The 22997-nt window shown below is 42.6% G+C and carries 22 protein-coding genes; 7 read left to right on the top strand and 15 right to left on the bottom strand.

Annotated elements, in window-relative coordinates:
• Positions 1 to 732 precede the first annotated feature (732 nt).
• The 4 genes from FOC32_RS17130 to FOC32_RS17070 all read left to right on the top strand — a co-directional run bounded on the left by FOC32_RS17130 (position 733) and on the right by FOC32_RS17070 (position 3663).
• Entirely contained in the window at positions 733 to 861 is a 129-nt protein-coding gene (locus tag FOC32_RS17130) for a hypothetical protein (protein WP_004784138.1), read from the top strand.
• A gap of 172 nt (positions 862 to 1033) precedes the next feature.
• The gene (locus FOC32_RS13900) at positions 1034 to 1585 is read left to right on the top strand and encodes a M23 family metallopeptidase (RefSeq protein WP_004784137.1); all 552 of its coding nucleotides are present in this window, start codon (positions 1034 to 1036) and stop codon (positions 1583 to 1585) included.
• Positions 1586 to 1673: 88 nt separating this feature from the next.
• Positions 1674 to 2927 (top strand): acyltransferase family protein, encoded by a 1254-nt coding sequence (locus tag FOC32_RS17075; RefSeq protein WP_004784135.1) that lies wholly within the window; start codon positions 1674 to 1676, stop codon positions 2925 to 2927.
• A 19-nt stretch (positions 2928 to 2946) separates the two neighbouring features.
• Complete coding sequence (locus FOC32_RS17070; RefSeq protein ID WP_004784134.1) at positions 2947 to 3663, top strand: SGNH hydrolase domain-containing protein; 717 nt, start codon at positions 2947 to 2949, stop codon at positions 3661 to 3663.
• Between the two features lie 70 nt (positions 3664 to 3733).
• On the opposite strand, the gene FOC32_RS13890 is transcribed toward FOC32_RS17070, so the two are convergent.
• Both FOC32_RS13890 and FOC32_RS13885 read right to left on the bottom strand, forming a co-directional pair.
• The gene (locus FOC32_RS13890; protein WP_004784133.1) at positions 3734 to 4945 is read right to left on the bottom strand and encodes a YbfB/YjiJ family MFS transporter; all 1212 of its coding nucleotides are present in this window, start codon (positions 4943 to 4945) and stop codon (positions 3734 to 3736) included.
• Positions 4946 to 5153: 208 nt separating this feature from the next.
• Positions 5154 to 6389, bottom strand: a complete 1236-nt coding sequence (locus tag FOC32_RS13885) for a pyridoxal phosphate-dependent aminotransferase (protein ID WP_004784132.1) — start codon at positions 6387 to 6389, stop codon at positions 5154 to 5156.
• A 152-nt stretch (positions 6390 to 6541) separates the two neighbouring features.
• On the opposite strand from FOC32_RS13885, the gene msrB reads away from it, so the two are divergent.
• Both msrB and FOC32_RS13875 read left to right on the top strand, forming a co-directional pair.
• A complete protein-coding gene (gene msrB, locus FOC32_RS13880; protein WP_004784131.1) occupies positions 6542 to 6961 on the top strand; it encodes a peptide-methionine (R)-S-oxide reductase MsrB in 420 nt (139 codons plus the stop codon).
• Positions 6958 to 7434 (top strand): glutathione peroxidase, encoded by a 477-nt coding sequence (locus tag FOC32_RS13875; RefSeq protein WP_004784130.1) that lies wholly within the window; start codon positions 6958 to 6960, stop codon positions 7432 to 7434. Before msrB ends, FOC32_RS13875 begins: the two co-directional genes overlap by 4 nt.
• 131 nt (positions 7435 to 7565) lie before the next feature.
• On the opposite strand, the gene dapC is transcribed toward FOC32_RS13875, so the two are convergent.
• The 6 genes from dapC to FOC32_RS13845 all read right to left on the bottom strand — a co-directional run bounded on the left by dapC (position 7566) and on the right by FOC32_RS13845 (position 14588).
• Positions 7566 to 8735, bottom strand: coding sequence for a succinyldiaminopimelate transaminase (dapC, locus tag FOC32_RS13870; RefSeq protein WP_034590142.1), 1170 nt, complete (start codon positions 8733 to 8735; stop codon positions 7566 to 7568).
• A gap of 22 nt (positions 8736 to 8757) precedes the next feature.
• The gene (gene glnD, locus FOC32_RS13865) at positions 8758 to 11424 is read right to left on the bottom strand and encodes a [protein-PII] uridylyltransferase (RefSeq protein ID WP_004784127.1); all 2667 of its coding nucleotides are present in this window, start codon (positions 11422 to 11424) and stop codon (positions 8758 to 8760) included.
• 23 nt (positions 11425 to 11447) lie between these two features.
• On the bottom strand, positions 11448 to 12662 hold the full coding sequence (purT, locus tag FOC32_RS13860; protein ID WP_171064818.1) for a formate-dependent phosphoribosylglycinamide formyltransferase: 1215 nt from the start codon (positions 12660 to 12662) through the stop codon (positions 11448 to 11450).
• Positions 12663 to 12789: 127 nt separating this feature from the next.
• Positions 12790 to 13179 carry a hypothetical protein gene (locus FOC32_RS13855; protein ID WP_228127244.1) on the bottom strand — a complete coding sequence of 130 codons (390 nt, stop codon included), beginning with the start codon at positions 13177 to 13179 and terminating at the stop codon, positions 12790 to 12792.
• A 336-nt stretch (positions 13180 to 13515) separates the two neighbouring features.
• Complete coding sequence (gene ygaH / locus FOC32_RS13850; RefSeq protein ID WP_004784121.1) at positions 13516 to 13863, bottom strand: L-valine transporter subunit YgaH; 348 nt, start codon at positions 13861 to 13863, stop codon at positions 13516 to 13518.
• Positions 13860 to 14588, bottom strand: coding sequence for an AzlC family ABC transporter permease (locus tag FOC32_RS13845; RefSeq protein ID WP_171064817.1), 729 nt, complete (start codon positions 14586 to 14588; stop codon positions 13860 to 13862). The genes ygaH and FOC32_RS13845 overlap by 4 nt, the downstream gene beginning before the upstream one ends.
• Before the next feature lie 128 nt (positions 14589 to 14716).
• Between FOC32_RS13845 and FOC32_RS13840 the strand changes: the two genes are divergently transcribed.
• On the top strand, positions 14717 to 15211 hold the full coding sequence (locus FOC32_RS13840; protein ID WP_004784117.1) for a hypothetical protein: 495 nt from the start codon (positions 14717 to 14719) through the stop codon (positions 15209 to 15211).
• Positions 15212 to 15739: 528 nt separating this feature from the next.
• Here the strand turns inward: FOC32_RS13840 and FOC32_RS13835 are convergent.
• From FOC32_RS13835 to FOC32_RS13805, 7 genes are all read right to left on the bottom strand, one after another.
• On the bottom strand, positions 15740 to 16354 hold the full coding sequence (locus FOC32_RS13835; RefSeq protein WP_004784113.1) for a superoxide dismutase: 615 nt from the start codon (positions 16352 to 16354) through the stop codon (positions 15740 to 15742).
• A 213-nt stretch (positions 16355 to 16567) separates the two neighbouring features.
• Complete coding sequence (gene ychF / locus FOC32_RS13830) at positions 16568 to 17659, bottom strand: redox-regulated ATPase YchF (RefSeq protein WP_004784110.1); 1092 nt, start codon at positions 17657 to 17659, stop codon at positions 16568 to 16570.
• A 111-nt stretch (positions 17660 to 17770) separates the two neighbouring features.
• On the bottom strand, positions 17771 to 18430 hold the full coding sequence (locus FOC32_RS13825) for a methionine ABC transporter permease (protein WP_004784108.1): 660 nt from the start codon (positions 18428 to 18430) through the stop codon (positions 17771 to 17773).
• The gene (locus FOC32_RS13820) at positions 18411 to 19481 is read right to left on the bottom strand and encodes a methionine ABC transporter ATP-binding protein (protein ID WP_004784106.1); all 1071 of its coding nucleotides are present in this window, start codon (positions 19479 to 19481) and stop codon (positions 18411 to 18413) included. The genes FOC32_RS13825 and FOC32_RS13820 overlap by 20 nt, the downstream gene beginning before the upstream one ends.
• A 10-nt stretch (positions 19482 to 19491) precedes the next feature.
• Positions 19492 to 20322: a MetQ/NlpA family ABC transporter substrate-binding protein gene (locus FOC32_RS13815; protein ID WP_004784104.1), complete on the bottom strand. Its 831-nt coding sequence runs from the start codon at positions 20320 to 20322 to the stop codon at positions 19492 to 19494.
• A gap of 19 nt (positions 20323 to 20341) precedes the next feature.
• Entirely contained in the window at positions 20342 to 21766 is a 1425-nt protein-coding gene (locus FOC32_RS13810) for an LLM class flavin-dependent oxidoreductase (RefSeq protein WP_004784102.1), read from the bottom strand.
• Positions 21766 to 22989, bottom strand: a complete 1224-nt coding sequence (locus FOC32_RS13805) for an SfnB family sulfur acquisition oxidoreductase (protein WP_004784100.1) — start codon at positions 22987 to 22989, stop codon at positions 21766 to 21768. The genes FOC32_RS13810 and FOC32_RS13805 overlap by 1 nt, the downstream gene beginning before the upstream one ends.
• Between the last annotated feature and the right edge of the window lie 8 nt (positions 22990 to 22997).

Raw genomic sequence — 22997 nt, 5'->3', positions numbered from 1 at the left:
TTATGTAAGATATTCGGGCTTAGCGTGAAAACCCTTTCACCTTATGTAAGAACAATTATCTTATGAATTATTTTGTAGAATTAATTAAAGAAATGTTTTAGAAATTGAAAATATTAAATTTATAATTAGAAAGATATAAATTAGACTTCTTGCGTTAGTCAAAATTTAAACAGCCCAAAGCTACATTTTATAAGGTTTTAGCCAATTCAAAAATTAGGTAAAACGATACTTTCGCAAGAGGTCTATTAATAAATTGTTAAACCTGAAAATAGTGGCAAGATGACTCTGAATACAGATCTAATATTCAATCTACCTGATCATCCAGTTATTCCTTTACTGCGAAAACTGTGGCCTACGTTTTATAGCCTCTCATACTAAATATACTATTACTGTGTTGGTTCGATTCTGAACTGGAAACTTTGTGAACGTTGATACATCAATGCTAAATTTGAATCATCACGTTAGACGCACATTTATTGTTAAATATTTGAAGGGTTTCATTCAGAAAACCATATTTATATTCAGGGTTAAAACAGGTATCAACATGCAACGCTATGTAAGCGATGTAAATACCTCGAATAAAGATCTAATCTGAATTGAATGACTTAACTAAAGATGCTTTTACATTGACGTATTTGGATACAGCTCCGCGATTGGCTTATTTTATATAAAGGTTAAAGTGATTAATGCAACTTCCAGTGATAGAGACAGTTCTCCAAAGGAGTTTATTCTATGGCTAAATCAAGAGCAAAACATAAGCAGGTTCAGCAAAAGGATAAAAAGGACAGTGCTCAGAATGAAGAGCAACAACAGCAACAGCAACAACCCTCTAAACCATCCCGTGCGAAAAAGCGTAAATAAGATTTAAACTGATTCAACAAAACCCTCAGCTGAGGGTTTTGCTATTTTTAAGACTGTTTTCGAAAAACAATTGGGAAAAAACATCACTAAAAATAACAGGATTTTGACTTTAAATTTCTGTGTATTCCTTAAGATAAAACGAACTCCTCATTAAACAGCTAAGCGAGCTATTGTGAAAATTCCCAGAATCCTGCTTTTAATATTTTCCTTAAGCATATTACTTACTGCCTGTCAGCCACCGCCATCAGGTGAACCAGCGGGCTGGAAAAGTCCCTACCTCTATTGGCAATTAAAAAAAGCTGAGCTGATTAGACCAGTAGAAATTCCTGTACAAGGAGTAAAACCTCGCCAGATTCAGGATACTTGGGGTGAAGCACGGAGTGAAGGTCGCAAACATGAGGGGACTGATATTTTTGCTAAACGGGGAACACCGGTAGTCAGTGCGACCCAAGGGATCGTCCGTAAGATTGGAACCAATAATTTGGGCGGTAAAGTTATCTGGATTACTGGCCCGAATTTAAGCCAACATTATTATGCTCATCTAGATGATTATGCTGAACATATTCAGGAAGGAGACTGGGTAGAAGCAGGTGAAATCATTGCCTATGTCGGCAATACCGGTAATGCGAAAAATACACCACCACATTTGCATTATGGGATTTATCTCAGTGGGGAAGGTGCGACCAATCCTTATCCTTATTTAAAGGTAGAAGAATTGGAATAAGCGCAGGTGAATGTAAAAAAAATGTAAAAGATCGCCATCTAAAGAATGAAAAGCATAAAATAGCGTATCTCCCGTTTTTCCTGTTTTTATGAGTTTTGCTTATCGACCAGATATCGATGGCCTGAGAGCGATTGCAGTATCATTGGTCATTTTCAATCACCTCGGCTGGTCACTATTTTCTGGCGGCTATATTGGTGTTGATATTTTCTTTGTCATTTCCGGTTATCTCATTACGACCATTTTGAAGCGCGATATTGAGTTGCAGCAATTTTCAATTGCACGGTTTTATAAGAAACGGGTGATCCGTCTGGCACCTGCATATTTTACTGTACTGGCAATTGTCAGCCTGATTGCTTGGCAGGTGATGTTGCCGGGTGAGCTGACGGAATATTTTAAAAGCGTCATGTATGCCACTGTGCTCATTGCCAATCTGTATATGCGAAATGAGGTGGGAGATTATTTCAGTCCGAATGTAGAAAATGTGCCTTTGTTGCATTTATGGTCATTGGGCGTAGAAGAGCAGTTTTATATTTTCTGGCCGCTCTTGCTATGGCTATTCTTGAGTAGAACCTCACGTAAATATCTTTGGCTTGTTATTAGTGTATTTATTGTCGCTTTAGTTATATACGCCCAGCAGCAACTGACTCATAATCCAGCCAAAGTTTACTATAGCATGCCGGTACGAGCGTTTGAGTTATTGATTGGCGCATTGATTAGCTGCTTGCCAAAACTGAATCTGCCAAAAAAACTATTACAGGGATTGGTCTGGGCTGGAGTAAGTGTTCTATTTGCAACTGCAATTTATTTTGATCAGCAAACCCCATTCCCAGGACTGATGGCATTGATCCCGTGTCTTGCAACGGCACTCATTATTTATCTGGGACAATCTATATCTTCAAGTAATTTATTACTGAGTAATCGTCTTAGTACCTGGATTGGCAAGATTTCATATCCTCTGTATCTATGGCACTGGCCAATCATCGTGTTCTTTGGCATTTATATGCTGCCCTTGAATCTGGAAAATCAGATTATTATTGTTTTTCTATCACTTATATGTGCATTTCTGACTTATAAACTGACTGAAACACCACTGAAACGCTTTGTGATGGCTGCAAATTATAAAGTGATTATTCTTGGATTTATGTTACCTGCAGTCAGTTTTATTGCGATCGCCCAAACCATCAAAACACATGAAGGTTTCCCGGAGCGTTTTCCAAAATCGGTGCATGACAAACAGGAAGCATTACACACGTATGCACATGTGATTCGTAGTAACTGCATGGATACTGCGGATCCAATATGTTTTACCCAATGCTCAGGATTGTGTCTTAGGACAATCTAAAGAAGATATTGATTTCCTGTTGATTGGCGATTCGCATGCCAATGCCTACACAGCAATGCTGGATGAATGGGCAAAGGATGCTGATTTACGCGGTTATGACGTTACGCAAAGCTCAACCTTTTATCTGCCAGATGTACAGCGATTTGAATTAAAGTTGAATCAATGGAAAGAATTGACCAAATTCCAAAAACGTAATGATGCTATTACTGCGCATCTTAAAGAAACCCATTATCCAATGATTATTCTGGCGGGTTCTTATGCGCAGTATTTTGACGATAATATAAAACTTAAAGATAGTGTCCATCATACTGAGGAAGAGATATTTAGAGCAGGCTTGATGAAAGCCTTAGAAATTGCCCATCAATCTAGTGATCAGGTGGTGCTAATTAATGATGTACCACATCTAGACTGGGAAGGGATTCCATCTGATTGTAATATTCGTAAAGAGATTCTTCATCGAGACGCTTCATGTACAGTTTCTCGAAAAAGTTATGAAGCACATTTAAAGCAATTCAATCAGATTCTGGCAGAAGCAAAACTGAAATATCCACAATTAAAAATTATTGATCCAACCAAAGTCATCTGTGATCAGCAGGCATGTAAAACGATGTTGAATGATGTGCCTTTGTATCGTTTTAAAGATGATAATCATCTTAATGATCAGGGTTCACGGCAATTGGGCGTTGAATATCTAAAACAGTTTGGTAATCCGCTTAAAGATTTGAAAAAAGATTAAATGGAATAAAACCACGTTTAATGACGTGGTCCTATTCCTTGGGATTTGGGGCATTGACTGATTTTAATCTTTATTTAATTCTTTCTTCTTGAACAGAAACCGGTTGCGGTTGCTCATCCATCTTATATTTGGAAGAACGTGTATTCCAGAACAGTTGTAATGTTCCCCCTAATAAAACTAAAGCAGCCAGCATAAACTGTTGATGATAGTTCAATCCAAGATATTGCAGGGCGCTAAAACTTAATCCACTAATCAGCTGAACAGAGGCAAAACATAGAGTCGCAATACTCCAGAGCTTTTTATAGGCCAGTCCATACAGTTGCAAAATGGTATAAGAGGTGAGGAAAACCACAGCGGGATTCAACATTCCGGTAAAAAAAGAAGAACTGAAAGTGAGGAACGGGTTAGCATTTAAAGTCGCGATGAAAATCGCCAGAATATACACACTATAAAGAATCTTTAAGGCGGTAAAATTGCCAAATTTTCTTGCCAGAATATAGGCAGAAAAAGCACCTAAGGCACTGCCCAAACCATATAGAATCCAGTTAAAGTTAATCCAGAATAAGCTTAATCCTAGTTCATGGCTGAGATAGTCAATCCAGAACAGGGAATGCGGAATATAGGCAAATGCACTACAGGCATAAACCGCCAGTAAACTATAAAAGACTGTATTTAAAGGTACTTGAGCAGCATGAGAAACAGATTGTTTAGCTAGATAGGGTTTAAATTGTTGTATCAGTAGGCTTAAGCAGATACAAATCATCAGGGCAAACCCACATAAGATCAGCCAGGCCGTACGTATGGAAATCTGGTCAAGATAAGGTAAAAACAGTGTAGCTAGTAAAACCCCCAATCCAATTCCGCTAAAACCAATAAAATTGATCTTAAAACGGTCTTTTAAATCGCAGCACTGAGCCACGACACTTGGTGACAAAATCATGAGCAGACCACCACTGATACCGGAGATCACGCGCCAGCTGATATACCAGATTTCAGAAAACCCTGAAAAAGCGCAACAGAATAAGCTAACCATTCCAGCTATTGCAGCAAGCTGGATATAGGTACTCATGCTTCGATCTTGAGGCAAGCGCATCGCTGCAAAAGCACCCATTAAATAACCCAGTAGATTGGCACTACCCAAAAGGCTGGCAAAACTCGCGCTCCAGACAAAGGCTTCACGTGTACCAGGTAACAGGGCAGTATAGGAAAAACGCAGAATGCCGATGCCTAAGCACATGCTCAGGCAGAGAAAAAGACTAAGCTTGACCGTATTTGAGGACATCCATATACTCTTGAAGTTTTATATTTGTTCAAAAAATAGCATGAATCATCAAGCTAAAGGAGAAAAGGCTGAATAGATTTTATTGAGAAAAGAAACTCTAGATTAACAGCATACCTCTTTTTAAATATCTATAAAGCTTGTCGCGGAAATTTTTAAACAATAAAAAACCGCATTCATAAATGCGGTTTTTTGAGTTAACTTTTATAAATTAACGCATTTTTGCCAGGAAACGGCCTAAACGGGTAATCGCTTCACGCAGTTCATTTTCTGCTGGCAGGAATACCACACGGAAATGATCCGGTGTTGGCCAGTTGAAACCAGTACCTTGAACCAATAGAACTTTCTCGGCACGTAACAGATCAAGCATCAGTTTTTCGTCATCCTCAACCGGATAGATTTCTGGATCAAGACGAGGGAAACAGTACATCGCACCTTCCGGTTTCACACAAGATACCCCCGGAATCTCGTTTAGCATTTCCCAGGCAATATTACGCTGTTCATATAGACGGCCACCTGGGCGGATCAAGTCATTAATAGACTGATAGCCACCGAGTGCAGTCTGAATTGCATATTGTGCTTGATGATTCGCGCAAAGACGCATTGAAGCCAGCATATCCAGGCCTTCAATGTAGTCCATTGCACGTGATTTATCACCAGTAATCGCCATCCAGCCTGAGCGATAGCCAGCAATACGATAGGCCTTAGATAAACCGTTGAACGATACACATAATTGCTTGCCTGCAAGCGAAGCTACTGAAACATGTTCAATACCATCGTAAACGATCTTGTCATAGATTTCGTCTGCAAACAGGATCAGATCATATTTCTTCGCCAGATCCACGATTTGCTGTAATACATGACGCGGATAAACCGAACCAGTCGGGTTATTCGGGTTGATAATCACGATTCCGCGGGTATTTGGCGTGATTTTGCTTTCCATATCCGCAATATCTGGATACCAGTGATCTTCTTCATCACATTTATAGTGAATCGCAGTACCGCCAGACAGGTTCACTGCCGCAGTCCATAATGGATAATCCGGCATTGGAATCAGCATTTCATCGCCGTCATCCAGCAGGCCTTGCATCGCCATCACGATCAGCTCAGATACGCCATTGCCGACATACACGTCGTTCACGTGCATATCCAGAATGCCTTTTTGCTGGTAATACTGACAGATCGCTTTACGTGCCGGGAAAATTCCTTTGGAATCTGTATAGCCAATCGCATTTGGCAGGTTCAGTGCAACATCATTAATGATTTCTTGCGGGGCTTCAAAGCCGAATGGGGCGGGATTTCCGATATTCAGTTTGATAATTTTATGTCCGGCTTCTTCCATCTCGTTGGCCGCTCGTAACACTGGTCCGCGAATGTCGTAGCAAACATGCTCAAGCTTAGACGATTTCTTGATCTCGCGAGGGGGGGTGTTACCAATACCGGACATAATTCCATCCAATTAATTTTTAAGTTAAACCTATAGATTACGCAAATATCACAATCTATGCTGAAATTTCGCTAGAAATTTTTTCATCTCTAGCGTAAATATGGAAGTACTGAAGCATGACATTGAATGTCAAAGATTTAAAGGAGTTAGTGATGGGAAAACTCAATAAAACAGACCGGGAATGGCAAAGAGAGTTATCACCAGAAGAGTTTCGCATTACGCGTGAAAAAGGAACTGAACCGGCATTCACAGGTAAGTACTGGAATACAAAACAGGAAGGGACTTATGTCTGCCGTTGCTGTGGTACACCACTATTTTCTTCAACCACTAAATATGACAGCGGTTGCGGTTGGCCAAGCTTCTATCGTCCTGTGAGCAGCTCAGTTGTAGAAGAATTACCTGATACTTCACATGGTATGGTGAGAACAGAAATTGTTTGTCATCATTGTGATGCACATTTGGGACATGTTTTCCCGGATGGTCCGGAACCGACTGGCTTACGTTATTGTGTAAACTCAGCCTCTTTAGAATTACAAACACAAGAAAAAACTGACGAGGAAACTTATCCATGACCAGCATTTATCAGTTTGAAGCTGAGTTGTTAGATGGGAAAAACAAACGACTTGCAGATTATGAAGGAAAAGTACTTTTAATCGTAAATACCGCAAGCAAATGTGGTTTCACTCCACAATTTGCAGGTCTGGAAAAGCTTTACCAGAAATATAAAGAGCAGGGACTGGAAGTTTTAGGTTTTCCATGCAACCAGTTTGGTGGACAGGATCCAGGTTCAAATGAACAGATCGGTGAATTTTGCCAGAAAAATTATGGGGTTTCTTTCCCAATGTTTTCCAAGGTAGATGTTAAAGGTCCAGAAGCGCATGCGATCTTCCGTTACTTGACCAATAATTCTAAAGGAATTCTAGGAAATGGTATTAAGTGGAATTTTACCAAATTCCTGATTGGTCGTGATGGCAAGGTATTAAACCGTTTTGCACCTACCACCAAACCTGAAGATCTCGAAACAGAAATTGAAAAGGTTTTATAAGTTTATTTGAAATGTCTAATTTCTAATGAATAGAAAATAAGTTAAATAAAAAATAATTTGTAGTCAATATCCATAAAAAAACCCACTTCTGGAAAGTGGGTTTTTTTTATTTGTGTTTAGGTCTTAGAAGATTAAAGAATCGCTTTTAAACGCTGAATTACCTGCTCACATTGTGCCAGATCAGCCACCAATGCCAGACGCACATGATTTTCACCCGGGTTGCCTTGTGTAGTTTCACGAGACAGGTAACGGCCTGGTAATACTTTGATATGCGCTTTTTCCATCAACATTTTGGCAAAAGCTTCATCATTGTCCACTTTGAGCCAATAGTAGAAACCCGCATCCGGTTTTTTCAGCGGAAGCAAGTGCCCCAATTCTTTCTGGAACAGATCGAACTTGGCACGATACTGTACCCGGTTTTCTTCCACATGGGCTTCATCATTCCAAGCGGTAATTGATGCTAACTGGTGTTGCACCGGCATCGCTGCACCGTGATAAGTACGGTATTGCAGATAAGGTTTGAGTAAAGTGGCATCACCTGCAACAAAGCCTGAACGCATGCCTGGCAGGTTGGAGCGTTTAGATAGAGAATGGAAAACGACACAGTTTTTATAGTCATCTCGGCCAATCTCGGCACACACTTCCAGTAAACCTGTCGGTGCTTCATCAAACCAGAGTTCTGAATAGCATTCATCAGAAGCAATGACAAAATCATATTTGTCTGACAGTGCAATCAGCTTTTTAAACTGCTCTTTAGAAAGAACAGCACCTGTTGGGTTGCCCGGTGTACACACAAATAACAGGGCAGTTTTTTCCCAGACTTCAGCCGGAACTGCATCAAAGTCGCCTAAGTAATCATTTTCTTCAGTACAGTTAATGAAATAAGGTTTTGCACCTGCAAGCAGGGTAGCACCTTCATAAATCTGGTAGAAAGGGTTTGGCATCACCACATAAGGCGCATCTTCACGATTAATCAGCGCCTGAACAAAAGAGAAGATCGCTTCACGGGTACCGGAAACCGGTAATACATTGCTGTCTGCACTGATGCTATTCAGTTTAAAACGACGAGTCAGCCAGTTGGCAATGCTTTCTCGTAATTCAGGTAAGCCTTTGCTGTTCGGATAAGTCGATAGATGCTGGAAATTATCGATAATCGCCTGTTTCACGAACTCGGGTGCTGGATGCTTTGGTTCACCAATTGAAAGGGGAATCAATGGCATATTCGCAGGCTGGATATCCGCAAAAAGTTTATTTAACTTTTCAAACGGATATGGGTGCAATAAAAACAAGCTAGAGTTCATGAATGTGTTACCGAGCAGTGTGTTAGTGTTGAGCATTGACCTGATGTGAGGCTTCATCCAGAGCAGCTTTTAATGCCGCTGCAAAATTGTCGGACTCTGTTTGGGTCATTGGGCTGCCATCTTTTTTGGTGACAAAGAAAATATCTTCAGCACGTTCGCCAAGCGTGGCAATTTTAGCAGAGTGAATATCCAGACCCTGCATCATAAATAAACCGCCAATTTTCGCAAGTAAACCAGGATGGTCAAGTGTCGCAATTTCCACCATATTCTGATTTAAAGCCTCATTGAGAGTGATATCGACAGTATTTTCAATATCAAAATGACGTAACTGACGCGGAATGCGGCGCTGCATCAGACCTGGATATTCATCAGAATGACTTAAGGCATCCTGTAAGGCTTCAATCACAGTCGCTTCACGTTCTGGGTCAGTCAGCAGCGTGCCAAAACGGTCAAGTACGACATAGGTATCCAGACTAAAGGCTTTGGTCGCGGTAATAATCCGGGCATCCTGAACGTCCAGATTCATGCGATCCAGAACAGCAACCGTGGTAGCGAACAGATTTGGCTTGTCTTGGGTATAGATGAAGATCTGCACGGCATCCTGCGCATATTTACGATGCGCACGCATTAATACCAATGGTGCAGGATTATCGCCATGTTCCAGAATGGCACGGGTATGCCAAGCGATTTCATCGGCAGATTCTTTCAGGAAGTAGTCGTCACCCAGTTCCTGCCAGACTTTTTCAACGTCATAGAGTGAGAAATGTTCTACCAGACGTTCACTAGCTTCGAATTTGGTATCTTCAATCAGCATTTGATAATCAACCGGACGGCCGAGACCTGAACGGATCACATCACGCGCATGTGTATAAAGCTGACGCATTAAAGATGAACGCCATGTATTCCAGAGTTTTGGATTGGTCGCGTTGATATCTGCCACTGTCAGCGTGTACAGATAATCCAGATGCTCCATATCGCCCATTTTTTCAGCAAATTCTTTGACTACATCCGGATCGGAAATGTCTTTTTTCTGTGAAGTCACCGACATGGACAAATGGTTTTCAATCAGCCAAGCAACCAGATTGCATTCACGTTCGGTAAAGCCATGGGTACGGCAGAACTGAATCGCATCGGCTGCACCAAGCTCACTATGATCGCCACCACGACCTTTGGCAATATCATGGAAAATAGCCGCTAGATAAACAATGTCACGACGTGCTAGGCGCTGGAACACGGAGCTGACCACTGGGAATTCTTTGGCAAATTCGGGTTCTTTGAAGCGGTTCAGATTGCGGATCAAGAGCAGGGTATGTGCATCTACGGTATAGATATGGAACAGGTCATATTGCATCAGGCCGGTAATCTGTCCGAAAGCTGGAATATATTTGCCCAGAACACCATAACGTTTCATCGCAACTAGCGTTTCGTACAGGCGATGCGGTGAACGAATGATGGCCATAAACAGGGCTTGGTGTACCGGATTATCACGGAAACCCTGATCAATACGTTTAGCTGCCAAAGTAAGCAGACGTAAAGTACGGGCACGTATGCCTTCAATTTCAGGACGATTAGCCAGCAAATAGAAAATTTCCAGAATGGCGCTTGGCTTTTCTGAGAAAATCTTGTGATGTTGAACTGCTAACTTGCCATCGACCAGTTTGAAATTTTCATTAATTTCTTCAATCTGGCGTTCATATTGAGGTAAACGTGGGGTAATGACTGATTCATTGAAATAAGCCAGCAGCATTTCATTCAAAGTTGAAACCTGCTGCGCGCTACGGTAATAGCGCTTCATAAACTGTTCGATTGGATAGTTCGGTGACTGACCTTCTTCACGGGTATAGCCAAACATCGCCGCAATATCTCGTTGATAATCGAATAGCAGGCGGTTTTCATCGCGCTTGGTCAGGCGGTGTAAATGATGACGAATTTCCCAGAGGAAGCTTTCTGCTTCTTCGAGTACAGCAAGTTCAAATTCTGAAATAAAGCCCAGATGCACCAGGTCATAAATACGGTTGACACGGAAATGACGTTTGGCAATCCAGCCAATCTGGTTGATATCGCGGATACCGCCTGGTGCATTTTTAATATCCGGTTCCAGATTGCTTTCAGTATTATTGTGTTGAGCATAGCGTTTGTGCTGCTCATCCATTTTCGCATCAAAAAAGGTTTTATCGGTCCAGGTTTGTGACACGATCCGGCGTGGCCACTTGGTTAAATTTTCATTACCAATAATAAGACGTGCTTCAATTAGGGAAGTCGCTACCGTAAGGTCACTGCTGGCCTGATTGACACATTCATTGATGGTACGGACACTGATGCCCGGTTTGAAATTGCCCACATCCCAAAGAGAAGAAATAAAACTGGAGATCAGCTTTTCCTGCTCTGGAGTGAAATCATCTTCAGAAAGGATCATGATATCGACGTCTGAATATGGCAGCATTTCGCGGCGGCCATAACCGCCGACTGCGAAAAGTGCCAAATCGGTTTGATCCAGTTCAGCATGATTCCACAGGAATTGCAGAGCCTCATCAATCAGGTTGGAACGGGCCTGAATGATGTCACGGATAGACTGTCCATTTTCAAAACATTCCTGAAGCTGATTTTCTACATCGCTACGCCATTGGTTGATCGCTTTGATGTCATTGTGACTTTTAATGTAATTCAGCAGTGGGGAGGTATTGATCATGAACAGTGGTCCGTTGTATTTACTTAATTTTGATTCACATTAACTTGGTCAGCAACCTGTTGAGCCAGCTCGCGAGCCTGTTCAATGCTTTCTGCACGCGCAGTCGCGACACCCATACGGCGGCGTTTAAAACCTTCAGGTTTACCAAACAGGCGTAAATCGGTATCGGCATGGGCTAAAGCAAGATTCAGGCCAGAAAATGAAAGGTTGCGATCATCGACACCTGCGTAAATTACGGCACTGGCAGCCACACTATGGCGAGCTGTATTGACTGGTAAGCCTAAAATAGCACGGGCATGCAGTTCAAATTCACTCTGGAACTGGGAAGCCAAAGTGACCAGACCAGTGTCATGCGGGCGAGGTGAAACCTCACTAAACCATACTTTGTCGCCTTTGACAAAGAGTTCTACACCAAAAATGCCGCAACCGCCCAATGCCGTGGTGACTTTATTGGCGATACGTTTTGATTCTTCCAGAGCAGCAGGGCTCATTGGCTGAGGCTGCCAGCTTTCTACATAGTCGCCTGAGTCCTGACGATGTCCGATTGGATCACAGTAAGAGGTTTCGATTTCGCCAGTTTGAGGATTTTTAGCCCGCACAGTAAGCAGGGTAATTTCAAAATCAAAATCAATCTGTGATTCGACAATTACTTTGCCCTGATTAACTCGACCACCTGTTTGCGCATATTCCCAGGCAGCATCAACTTCTTCAAAACTTTTCACGCGAGATTGGCCTTTACCTGAAGAAGACATCACCGGCTTCACAAAGTTTGGATAACCAATGTCATCACAGGCTGCGCGGAAAGATTCCAGAGAAGCGGCAAAGCGATAAGCAGACGTCGGTAAGCCTAGTTCTTCAGCTGCCAGACGACGAATGCCTTCACGATTCATGGTCAGGTTAACCGCTTTAGCAGAAGGAATTACAGTTGCAATATTCTGTTCTTCGATTTCAACCAGTACTTCTGTCGCAATCGCTTCAATTTCAGGAACAATGAGATGCGGCTGAATTTTTTGAATGAGCTGTTTGAGTTCCGCTGCATCTGCCATATTTAAGGCATAAGAAAAATGTGCCACCTGCATGGCAGGAGCATCTGCATAACGATCTGCAGCATGAACTTCTACACCTAAACGTTGCAAGGAAATCACCACTTCCTTACCTAGTTCTCCTGAACCTAGCAATAGAACTTTAAAAGCTGAAGATTGAAGAGGAGTACCAATAGTCACGTTCATGTGTATTATCCATGCTTGATTTTATGGACTTTTAGCATAACAGAACTCAATGCCGAGATAAGCCGAGTTTCATACAAAATTGTGATATTGGCCAGCAGTTTTATTTATAAAAGTTTATAGAGAATTGCATCTGAAATCAGGCAGTTCGCTTTACTGTATTTTTCATAGGGTTTAAATCATAAATACGATTTTGCGGATTGAGTTTTTTCATATGCAGAATTTGCTTGTCATTGAGCTGAAGTTGATGGAGAAGTTTCAGACTTTGTATACTCTTAAAGGCGTAAAAGGGAATGACAAAAGGACAGATAAAACCAAATATCCATAGCAATAAACCAAATCCTGAAAATTGCAGTGCATCGAGGAATACAGTGAAAAAATGGAATTGATGATTTGATATTGCGACAAGTGCAAAGAATAAAAACAGTAAAATTACACTAAAGCAAAATACAGAAATGAGATTTGGAATGCCTTTATGTAACAGGCTCCATTGGCTAAAAATGATTTGTTTAGGGTGCAGATGGATCACCTGTTGAGTCTGATTGTAGAGGGCAATGATTTTATTTTTGCCATGCTTCTGAATATAAATGACACGGACATAATCTGCGGGTTCAGCAACCACTTCTACAAAATGACCAGTAAAATTCTGTGCATTGATAAAACATTCAAAATAGCAGCCGGGTAATTCATACTGGTTAAAATAGCCAACATTTCATCACGTCGATGATGAATAAATATTTTCCCTTCAATCATTTGCTTTGGCTCGAACATGCCAACACTTTCCTTATTTTCTTCTTATATAAAAAAGACTTATATATTTAATTTAGCATAAGTCTTGAATGAGATTTCTAATTTACTAAAAGGCTTAAAAAGGCATGGGGATATAGGTATAAATCAGACCATAGGTTAAAGCAGCAGTTAAGGTCGCCATGACAATTTTCTTGAACTTGAAATACAGTCCAGCGAGTACAATAAAACCGATCAACATGGCAAAGCTTTTATCTGGCGTTTCCAATAAGGGCGGTAAAGTCGCCACAACCAGCATGGAACTGATGGCAGCAATTCCAATCGAACCCAATGCAATTTTCAACCATAGCGCACCACGTTTTTGCGAACCCTGCTGAAATTTTTGAATCACATAGAATGGACCAAAACGTGAGGCAAAATTGGCAATTCCGACAATAATCCCGACCAAAATAATTTCAAAATTCATGATTGATCTCCTGCATATTCAGGATCTGGTTTTTTCAGTACATAGTGCTTGAACAGGCCGGCCAAAATGCCGGAACTGATGCCAATAAAGATCGCAGCGGACAAATCGATAAAATAACAGGCAACTGCTGAGACAATAATCGTGCTGGTCACGACAAAGGTATGTTTCTTTTCAAAAGCTGCCAATAAGAAACTTAAGAACAGGGCAGGTAGCAGGAAATCTAAAGCCGCCTGCAAGAATTGTGGCAGATGACTAACCTGATCAGCAAATAGGCCGCCTAGAAATGAACCTATCGCCCAAGATAACCAGCTAAACAGACTCAGACCGAGCATCCACGACTCTGACCATTCCTGACGCCTTTGTGACAGCTTGATCATACCTGAAGCAAAGACTTCATCAGTAAGACCCCAAGCCCAGACTGCGGTTTTCTTCAAGTTTAAACGATCTTGGATCAGGTTTTGTAAAGCTGGGCCGTATAAAAGATGGCGAATGTCCAAAGCAATTACGGTCAATGCAGTCATCCAGATCGAAGTACCGCTACCAAGTAGAGCTACAACTAAAAATTGACTGGCACCGGCATACATGGAGCAGGACAGAAATAAGGCTTCCCAGGCAGTAAAGCCGAACTGGGTGGCAGAAACGCCAAAGGCAAAGGAGACCGGAAGGTAAGTAAATATAATGGCCTGGCTATCTTTGGCACCTTGCCAGAAACCGGCAGGTTGCATCGCTACTGGATTGTGGTCAGACACAAAACACCTTGAGGGAGAGAGTTAAAACAGGGATTAAATCAAGATTGTGTATTGTACGCGAATTTACTAGCATAGTGCCGAAATATTTAACTGGCGATTCTGATATGTTGATGTTCAAGACACGTGCAATGCTGGTCGGTGTTTTAATCGGCAGCACCTTATTTCTTCAAGCTTGTGGAAATGACAGTCAAGCGCCAAAGGCCGAAATTAAAGCGGCACCTAAACTCTCCAATGATGCAACAACTTATGCTAATGCTGCATGGCAATTCATGAATGAAGTCGATCCGCTGGTCTATAACAAGGAAATGGAGCAGATTGATGCTCAGGTGCGTCAACCGGCCCGTAAATTAAGTACTGACTGGCGCATTAATGTGAAAATGACTGACTCAGTGACGGAAGGCAAATATGCCTTATGTCGCAAGGCTTTAACCAGTCTGGAAATCTGGGCACGTAGCACCGTTGAAAATAGCAGTAGCGTGGCACACAGACAGGCCGACTATGAGCGTGATAAACAGCAATGTCAGGGAGCAATTGCTCATCCTGAACTGGGAAATACTGATCCAAAGCAGAAAGGTAATGCAGTAGCTGAACAGTCTTAATCGGGTTTTATAATCTTCAGGCGGAACTTCGGTTCCGCTTTTTTGTTATAAAAAACGATTCTATTTATATAAATAAAAAATAATTAAAATCAAGAAATATTGCCCTGAGTCATTAAAAAAGTCCTATAGTTGACTCATAATCAAGCGATTTAGAGATAAAAGTTAATTTTTGGAGTAATTTTAAATGTTAAATAAATTGTTTTTAGCGATAAGTATAAGTACTGTTTTAGTAAGTGCAGTACAAGCTTCTCATGCGTGTGAAGTGGCACCATGTACCAATGGCTTTGATAGCGTCAATGTTTGTGAATTGCGTTCTTAAATTTTAAATCCATCTCCCTATAGAAAATTCAAACAGCAAAAAATAAAAGAAGCCTCAGAATAAGGCTTCCCATACAGTTAGACGATCATGTCTTAAAGCAACATGAACAGACGTTCTAGATACAACACTGCTCCGCCCAAAAGAATACTGAGGCCGCAGATCAAGCGTAAAGAGTGCCAAGACATGAGATTTCGTCCTACTGTATTCATTTATATTGAAAGTGCTTCCAGATAACGGCGATTCACTTCCTTCCAGTTCACCACATTAAAGAAAGCGGCAATATATTCAGGACGACGGTTCTGGTATTTCAAATAGTACGCATGTTCCCACACATCCAGACCTAGAATCGGAGTATTGCCATGCATGAGTGGTGAGTCCTGATTGGCACTGTTTTCTACAATAATGGTTTGATCAGGTGCTACGCTGAGCCAGGCCCATCCACTACCAAAACGGGTTAAGGCTGCCTTGGTAAAAGCTTCTTTAAAAGCTTCAAAGCCACCAAGCTCCTTGTCGATCGCTTGTGCAATTTCACCTTCAGGATTGCCACCGCCCTCTGGACTCATTACTGTCCAGAACAGGGAATGGTTGGCATGACCGCCACCATTATTAATCACATTATTTTTCAAATCTTCAGGTACCTGATTGGCTTTGCTTACCAGTTCTTCTACAGAAAGATCTTCCCATTCTGTGCCTTCAATACCTGCATTGATGTTGTTGATATAAGTTTGATGATGTTTGGCATGGTGGATTTCCATAGTTTTAGCATCAATATGCGGTTCCAATGCATCATAAGCATAAGGGAGTTCGGGAAGGGTATAGCTCATTTTTAATTGTCCTTAAGCGTAATTGAGTGAGTGGAATTTTCGACTAAATTTTAAAATACGCTTGAGTTGCATTAAATACAATGAGAATTATTATCATTTATGTTGTGAGGTATGGTTTTTATAAATAAGGTGTAAAGATGCTTATGAAAATAGCAAGAAGCCAAATTTGGTAACAAAAAGCCCCAGATTTGGGGCTTTTCTTTGGTTTTAAACTTATACGTTAAAGCGGAAGTGCAGAACATCGCCGTCCTGAACGATATAAGTTTTACCTTCCAAACGCCATTTACCTGCTTCTTTGGCGCCAGCTTCGCCGTTGTACTGTACGAAGTCATCGTAAGCAATACATTCAGCACGGATAAAGCCTTTTTCGAAGTCAGTGTGGATTACACCCGCAGCTTGAGGCGCAGTAGCGCCGACTTTAACCGTCCAGGCGCGAACTTCCTGTACGCCAGCAGTAAAGTAAGTTTGTAGACCAAGCAATGAATAACCTGCACGAATCACCACGTTCAGACCTGGTTCTTCCATGCCCATAGCTTCCAGGAATTCAGCACGGTCTTCATCTTCAAGCAATGAAATTTCTGCTTCGATCTGGTTACAAAGTGGAACCACGATTGCATTTTCAGCAGCAGCCAGTTCACGTACAGCATCTAAATGCGGGTTATTTTCAAAACCGTCTTCAGCCACGTTGGCGATATACATGGTTGGTTTAAGCGTTAACAGACCAAAACCACGTACCAGTTTACGTTCGTCATCATCTAAGGTTGCAGCACGAGCAGGTTTGCCTTCATCTAAAAGAGGAAGAATTTTATCTAGAACTGCTTTAGTCGCGATCGCTTCTTTATCGCCACCTTTGGCAGACTTCGCCAAACGAGTCACTGCTTTAGTCACAGTTTCAAGATCAGCTAGAGCAAGTTCAGTGTTAATCGTTGCGATATCATCAAGCGGATCAATTTTACCGTTGACGTGAATCACGTTTTCATCTTCGAAACAACGGACAACATGAGCAATTGCATCCGTTTCACGGATATTCGCCAGGAACTGATTACCCAGACCTTCGCCTTTAGATGCACCAGCAACCAGACCCGCGATGTCCACGAATTCCATGGTAGTTGGTACCACGCGTTGTGGTTTTACGATTTCAGCAAGTTTGTCCAGGCGTGGATCAGGCACAGGCACGATACCGGTGTTTGGTTCAATCGTACAGAATGGGAAGTTTTCCGCAGCAATTGCAGCTTTAGTTAATGCATTGAAAAGCGTAGATTTACCAACGTTAGGCAGGCCTACAATACCACAATTAAAACCCATGAAATAACTCACAAAGCGTTATATAAAAATTGCCAGTGATTTTACATGAAAGCCATGACAAAGTCAGGTCATGGCTGGATGCTTTGTTGAAAACTTATGAAATAGATGTTTTTAAATTTTACGTTTATCGAGCTGATTCGATAGGGTGTCACCAGTGGCCTGAACTAGCATGACCAGAATTACCAGCACCACAATCACGGCTAGCATGATCTGCATATCAAAACGCTGATAGCCATAACGATAGGCGATATCACCCAATCCACCTGCACCGATCGCACCGGCAATCGCCGAGGAGTTAATCATGGTCACCAAAGTGACGGTAAAACCAGCCACAATCCCCGGTAAAGCTTCAGGCAATACCACATGCCAGATAATCTGCTTACGGTTACAGCCAATTGCTTGAGCCGCTTCTATCAGCCCCTGATCGACTTCACGTAGGCTTACTTCAGCAATCCGGGCAAAGAAAGGAGTCGCTGCTAAGGTTAAAGGTACAACGGCTGCCCAGACACCATAGCTGGTCCCCACAATCCAGCGGGTAATAGGAATCAGCGCCACCATCAAAATCAGGAAAGGCACCGAACGGGTAATATTCACAACCCAGCCCAAAGCCTGATTAATGGGTTTAGATGGGTAAATACCATGTTCAGACGTACTGACTAACACTACCGCCATTGGTAAGCCAATTAAAAAGGCAACGATTGCGGATACACCGACCATGATGAGGGTATCAGTAGTTCCTGTCAGTAATAAATCAATGAGTTGGTCGTGCATAGCCAATCACCTCAATTTGTGCAATGTGTTGTTTTAATTTTTGCTGAAGTAAGTCGGTATCCAGATTCAGATCAGCAACCGCGACAATCAGGCTACCGACCAGATGATTCTGGATGCTGTCGATATGACTTTGATAGAGATGCACCGGATGCTCGAACTGTTCGAAAATCACTTTCAAATCTGGTGAATGCTGAACACTAGAGGCATAGCGAAGTTTGATAATGCTATGTGTAGTATCAGCAGTGACTTCAGGACTGATCGCAAATGGCAGTTCCAGTTGTTCCAGATTCAGCAGTTCCTGGGTGATTTGTTGCTGTGGATTGGAGAATACAGACCAGACTTCACCGGATTCAACAATTTCACCTTTTTCAATTACGACGACTTGATCGCAGATTTCACGAATGACCTGCATCTCATGGGTGATTAGTACAATAGTGAGGCCGAGTTTCTGGTTGATTTCTTTCAGTAAAGACAGTACCACTGAAGTGCTTTCTGGGTCTAGTGCAGAAGTGGCTTCATCACAGAGTAGAATTTCCGGATGATGCACCAGCGCACGGGCAATGCCGACACGCTGCTTTTGTCCGCCGGATAACTGAGAAGGGTAGTTCTGCGCTTTTTCGCTTAAGCCGACCAGTTGCAGGACTTCATTCACGCGTGCATCAATGTCTGATTTTTTATAATTCGCGACTTTTAAAGGTAGTGCTACATTTTCCCAGACGGTTTTGGCTGACATCAGGTTGAAGTGCTGAAAGATCATGCCAATGCGCTGACGTAACTGGATAAGTTCAGCATGGGTGAGCCCAGCCAGATCTTGTTGATGGATATGGATATGACCCTCACTGATCTGTTCCAGACCATTCAAAGTACGTAGTAGCGAAGATTTCCCCGCGCCACTTTTTCCGATAATCCCGAAGATATTTCCTTCAGGAATATCCAGATTGATGTCCTTTAAGGCATGTACCGATTTGCCTTGTACCTCATAGTATTTGTTCAGGTTGCGGATTTTGATATGCGGAACGTAAAACGCCACCTGAGAACCAAAACTCACCATAGTATTCTCCTTATTTCCAGCCCGGGAACCAGAGCTTCGCACCAAAGTCAGCATCTAGTGCTTCCTTCACGCGAGGTGAGTTCTGATAGATTTCAACAAATTTTTTCAGCTTGTCATTTTTGTCCTGATAGTCTTCATGTACGGCAAACAGGATCGCGTAACGGTTGTCCTTGTTAGAGTCAAATAGCAATGCTTGTTCTGGATCAGCTGTTTTAGCCAGACGTAGGTAGTGTGGATAGCCAAATGCTAAATCAACATCATCAATGGCACGCGCAGTTTGCGGACCTTCAACTTCAACGAATTGCAGTTTTTTCGGATTCACTGCAATATCTTTTAGGCTAGAAAGGTGGTTGTTTGGATCTTTTAAAGTTACCAGTTTGGCTTGTTGCAATAACAGTAGCGCACGACCTTGATTGACTGGATCATTTGGTACTACAACTTTTGCGCCGTCTTTAAGTTCATCCAGACTGTTAATTTTCTTGGAATACAGGCCAACGTGAGTCGCTGCACCTTTGGCAAATGCCTTGATTTTAAAATCAGTTTCTTTCTTGGCATTATCCAAAAATGGCTGATGCTGGAAGAAGTTGGCATCAATATCGCCATGATTCAGGGTGATATTCGGTGTATTCCAGTCCGAGAACTCGACCAGTTTGACATTCACACCTTGCTGTCTGGCTTCTTCTGCTGCGACCTGTAAAGGCTTAGCAAAAGATGGGCTGATCCCAATCACCAGTTCATCCGAACCGGATTTCTTTTGCTGGTTCCACACCACCAGTCCGATAATGACGGCGGCAATAATCACCCCAACAACGGTGAATTTTGTTTTAACGGTTTGTGCCATGTTGCACCTCAAAATAAATTTATGCTGATTGTTTTTGTTTTAGGTTCGTGTTCGCTGTTGAGGCGGAGCTTTGACATCGGAATTGCTGCACTGGATGCGCACTAGGTAAGCGGTCTCCTTGCTGAAATAGCTTGTGTCTGAAACTGCCTTGTTCATATTCAGTTTTATAGCGTCCGCGCTGCTGTAATTCAGGAATCACTAATTGGATAAAATCCTGATGCGATTCAGGTGCAACCGTGCGAGTCAGGTTGAAGCCATCAATACCGGTTTCATCAATCAGCTGAATCAGTTTTTCTGCCACTGTTGCGCCATTACCTACGATAAGTGGATAACGACCACCCAGCTCATGTTGAGCTTTCAGGTCATTGGGTGTGATCTGCTGCTCTTTGAATTTGTCATTAACCGTCGCAATACTATTGGTCTTCTTGTAAGGAATTGGTTCATCATCAGCAAATTTGGACAGGTCAATGCCAACTGAGCTGGAATAATGTGCAAGACCTGCTTCAGGGCTGGCATAGGCGCGATATTCATCCAGCTTTTGCTGTGCCAGTTCATCCGTTTCTGCAGTCACGATGGTAATGCCGACAAAAATCTTGATCGCTTCAGGATCACGGCCTTGTTCAGTGGCCTGACGACGAATCTGATCAACCTGTTTTTTAATCTTGTCCGGATGATCACCACCAATAAACATGCCTTCAGTATGTTGAGTAGCAAAGGCCATACCCCGTGGTGAAGCACCGGCTTGGAACAGCACAGGCGTACGTTGAACAGAAGGTGAAACCTGGAACACGCCCTGGCTACGATAAAATTGACCCTGATGATTGACCTGGTGCACCTTGGCTGGATCAGTAAAGATACGTTGCTGCTTGTCTTTCAGCACAGCATCATCTTCCCAGGAGCCTTCCCAGAACTTGTAGCACAGCTGTAAAAATTCTTCGGCCTGTTCATAACGTAAGTCGTGATCTTTCAAGCCATTTTCACCAATCAGGCGCTGCGCACTGTCCAGATAACCAGTAACAATATTCCAGCCGATACGGCCATGGGTCAGATGATCCAGACTGGCAAAACGGCGGGCGAACTGATATGGCGACTCATAGCTGAGATTCACCGTGACCCCAAAACCGAGATTTTTAGTGACGGTTGCCATGGCAGACACCAGCGTGCTTGGATCATGGCTGGGTAACTGAATTGATTCTTTTAAAGTCAGATCAATGCCATTTTGATAGACGTCATACACCCCGGTAATGTCGGCAATAAACAGACCATCGAACAGGCCTTTTTCAAGCGTTTTTGCCAGATCAGTCCAGTAGCTCAGCTCATTAAAACGGTGTGACTCATCTCGTGGGTGAGTCCATAAACCATGATTGATATGACCCACGCAGTTCATATCAAAGGCATTGAGCAGGATTTTTTTTGCTTTTGGATCAGTCTTAGTAATTGTCATTACAATGTCCCCCGGCGTGGAGGCAGTACACCATTCAGCAAATAATTGGCAATGAAATAGTATTTCCAGCGTGAGGCATCGTGCAGGGTATGCACGCGAGCATTACGCCAGAAACGGTCCAGTCCATCTTCGCGCTGGCTGCCACGGCTGCCGGCCAGTTCAATTAGTTTTGATGATGCTTTTAAAGCAGTTTCACTACTGTGTGCACGGGCTTTGGCTACATCCAGTGAGGCTTTGGCAACCCTAGCTTCAGTTGGGTCAGCTTTAGCAGCATCAACGGAACGGCCAGCCTGTTTGAGCAAGACTTCGGAAGCACGTACATCTGTTACGACACGACCGAGTTCAAATTTGGTCAGTGGATCATCTGTAGCATTGTCTACACCAGAATCAATCCACGGACGTGCCTGACGTACACGGTTTAAGGTTTCCTCAAATGCAGCGCGGGCAATACCGGTTTCAATGGAGGCATGCAGCAATTGTGCAAAAGGTCCGGAAATGGTTGGGTGGGAATAGGCTGTATCAAAACGCACCACATCTTCTTCAAGCACGTGTACGTTATCGAATTTCACTGTACCACTGCCCGTGGTACGCTGGCCAAAACCGCTCCAGTCATCAATCAAGGTGAGACCTTCGCTGTCACGTGGCACAAAAGCCAGGAATTGCTGCTCGCTTTCATCCACGACCAATGTTGGGATGCGGTGCGCAAACAGGCTGCCGGTGCAATAGAATTTTTCGCCGTTAATGACATAGCCTTGCTCGGTTTTGCGGATCGCGGTTTGACGCTGTGCAGCAGTCTTGGTCTTGAATTCAGCTAGGGCATTACCAAAACGTGCACCTTTTAAGACTTCGGCATAGAGTTTCTGTTTTTGTTCCTCCGTGCCGTTATTGCGCAGGATTTCGAGACCATAGAAATGGTTTTGCGGAATCTGACCGATTGATCCATCCACACCGCTCATTAGGGCAATGACTTGTGCCACCGTATAGCTAGACACTTCTGCACCACCATATTCTTTAGGTACAGTAATCGCCCAGAGTCCGGACTGGCTATAAGCCTCGATTTCTTCGAAAGGCAGAATACGTTCAGCATCACGTTGTACTGAATTAATCTTGAACTGCTCTGCCAGATTATGGGCAATTTCTAGTGCTTCTTCATCAGATTTGATGATGTGCGCATGTGTCAGCTGTTCTGACTGCAATGGACTAATGTTTTGAAATGAAGTCATGGCAAATA

The organism is Acinetobacter sp. FDAARGOS_724 (assembly GCF_013364475.1).
GTDB classification, from domain to species: Bacteria; Pseudomonadota; Gammaproteobacteria; order Pseudomonadales; family Moraxellaceae; genus Acinetobacter; species Acinetobacter variabilis.
Note: the sequence above shows the minus strand (reverse complement) of the source record. Positions and strands in the feature narration are given on the sequence as shown.

What these genes read in the sequence shown, in the direction of transcription:
- FOC32_RS17130 (WP_004784138.1), top strand. Translation starts at nt 733, where the DNA reads ATGGCTAAATCAAGAGCAAAACATAAGCAGGTTCAGCAAAAGGATAAA.
- FOC32_RS17075 (WP_004784135.1), top strand. Translation starts at nt 1,674, where the DNA reads ATGAGTTTTGCTTATCGACCAGATATCGATGGCCTGAGAGCGATTGCA.
- FOC32_RS13890 (WP_004784133.1), bottom strand. Translation starts at nt 4,945, where the DNA reads ATGTCCTCAAATACGGTCAAGCTTAGTCTTTTTCTCTGCCTGAGCATG.
- FOC32_RS13885 (WP_004784132.1), bottom strand. Translation starts at nt 6,389, where the DNA reads ATGTCCGGTATTGGTAACACCCCCCCTCGCGAGATCAAGAAATCGTCT.
- msrB (WP_004784131.1), top strand. Translation starts at nt 6,542, where the DNA reads ATGGGAAAACTCAATAAAACAGACCGGGAATGGCAAAGAGAGTTATCA.
- FOC32_RS13875 (WP_004784130.1), top strand. Translation starts at nt 6,958, where the DNA reads ATGACCAGCATTTATCAGTTTGAAGCTGAGTTGTTAGATGGGAAAAAC.
- dapC (WP_034590142.1), bottom strand. Translation starts at nt 8,735, where the DNA reads ATGAACTCTAGCTTGTTTTTATTGCACCCATATCCGTTTGAAAAGTTA.
- glnD (WP_004784127.1), bottom strand. Translation starts at nt 11,424, where the DNA reads ATGATCAATACCTCCCCACTGCTGAATTACATTAAAAGTCACAATGAC.
- ygaH (WP_004784121.1), bottom strand. Translation starts at nt 13,863, where the DNA reads ATGAATTTTGAAATTATTTTGGTCGGGATTATTGTCGGAATTGCCAAT.
- FOC32_RS13845 (WP_171064817.1), bottom strand. Translation starts at nt 14,588, where the DNA reads ATGCAACCTGCCGGTTTCTGGCAAGGTGCCAAAGATAGCCAGGCCATT.
- FOC32_RS13840 (WP_004784117.1), top strand. Translation starts at nt 14,717, where the DNA reads ATGTTGATGTTCAAGACACGTGCAATGCTGGTCGGTGTTTTAATCGGC.
- FOC32_RS13835 (WP_004784113.1), bottom strand. Translation starts at nt 16,354, where the DNA reads ATGAGCTATACCCTTCCCGAACTCCCTTATGCTTATGATGCATTGGAA.
- ychF (WP_004784110.1), bottom strand. Translation starts at nt 17,659, where the DNA reads ATGGGTTTTAATTGTGGTATTGTAGGCCTGCCTAACGTTGGTAAATCT.
- FOC32_RS13825 (WP_004784108.1), bottom strand. Translation starts at nt 18,430, where the DNA reads ATGCACGACCAACTCATTGATTTATTACTGACAGGAACTACTGATACC.
- FOC32_RS13820 (WP_004784106.1), bottom strand. Translation starts at nt 19,481, where the DNA reads ATGGTGAGTTTTGGTTCTCAGGTGGCGTTTTACGTTCCGCATATCAAA.
- FOC32_RS13815 (WP_004784104.1), bottom strand. Translation starts at nt 20,322, where the DNA reads ATGGCACAAACCGTTAAAACAAAATTCACCGTTGTTGGGGTGATTATT.
- FOC32_RS13810 (WP_004784102.1), bottom strand. Translation starts at nt 21,766, where the DNA reads ATGACAATTACTAAGACTGATCCAAAAGCAAAAAAAATCCTGCTCAAT.
- FOC32_RS13805 (WP_004784100.1), bottom strand. Translation starts at nt 22,989, where the DNA reads ATGACTTCATTTCAAAACATTAGTCCATTGCAGTCAGAACAGCTGACA.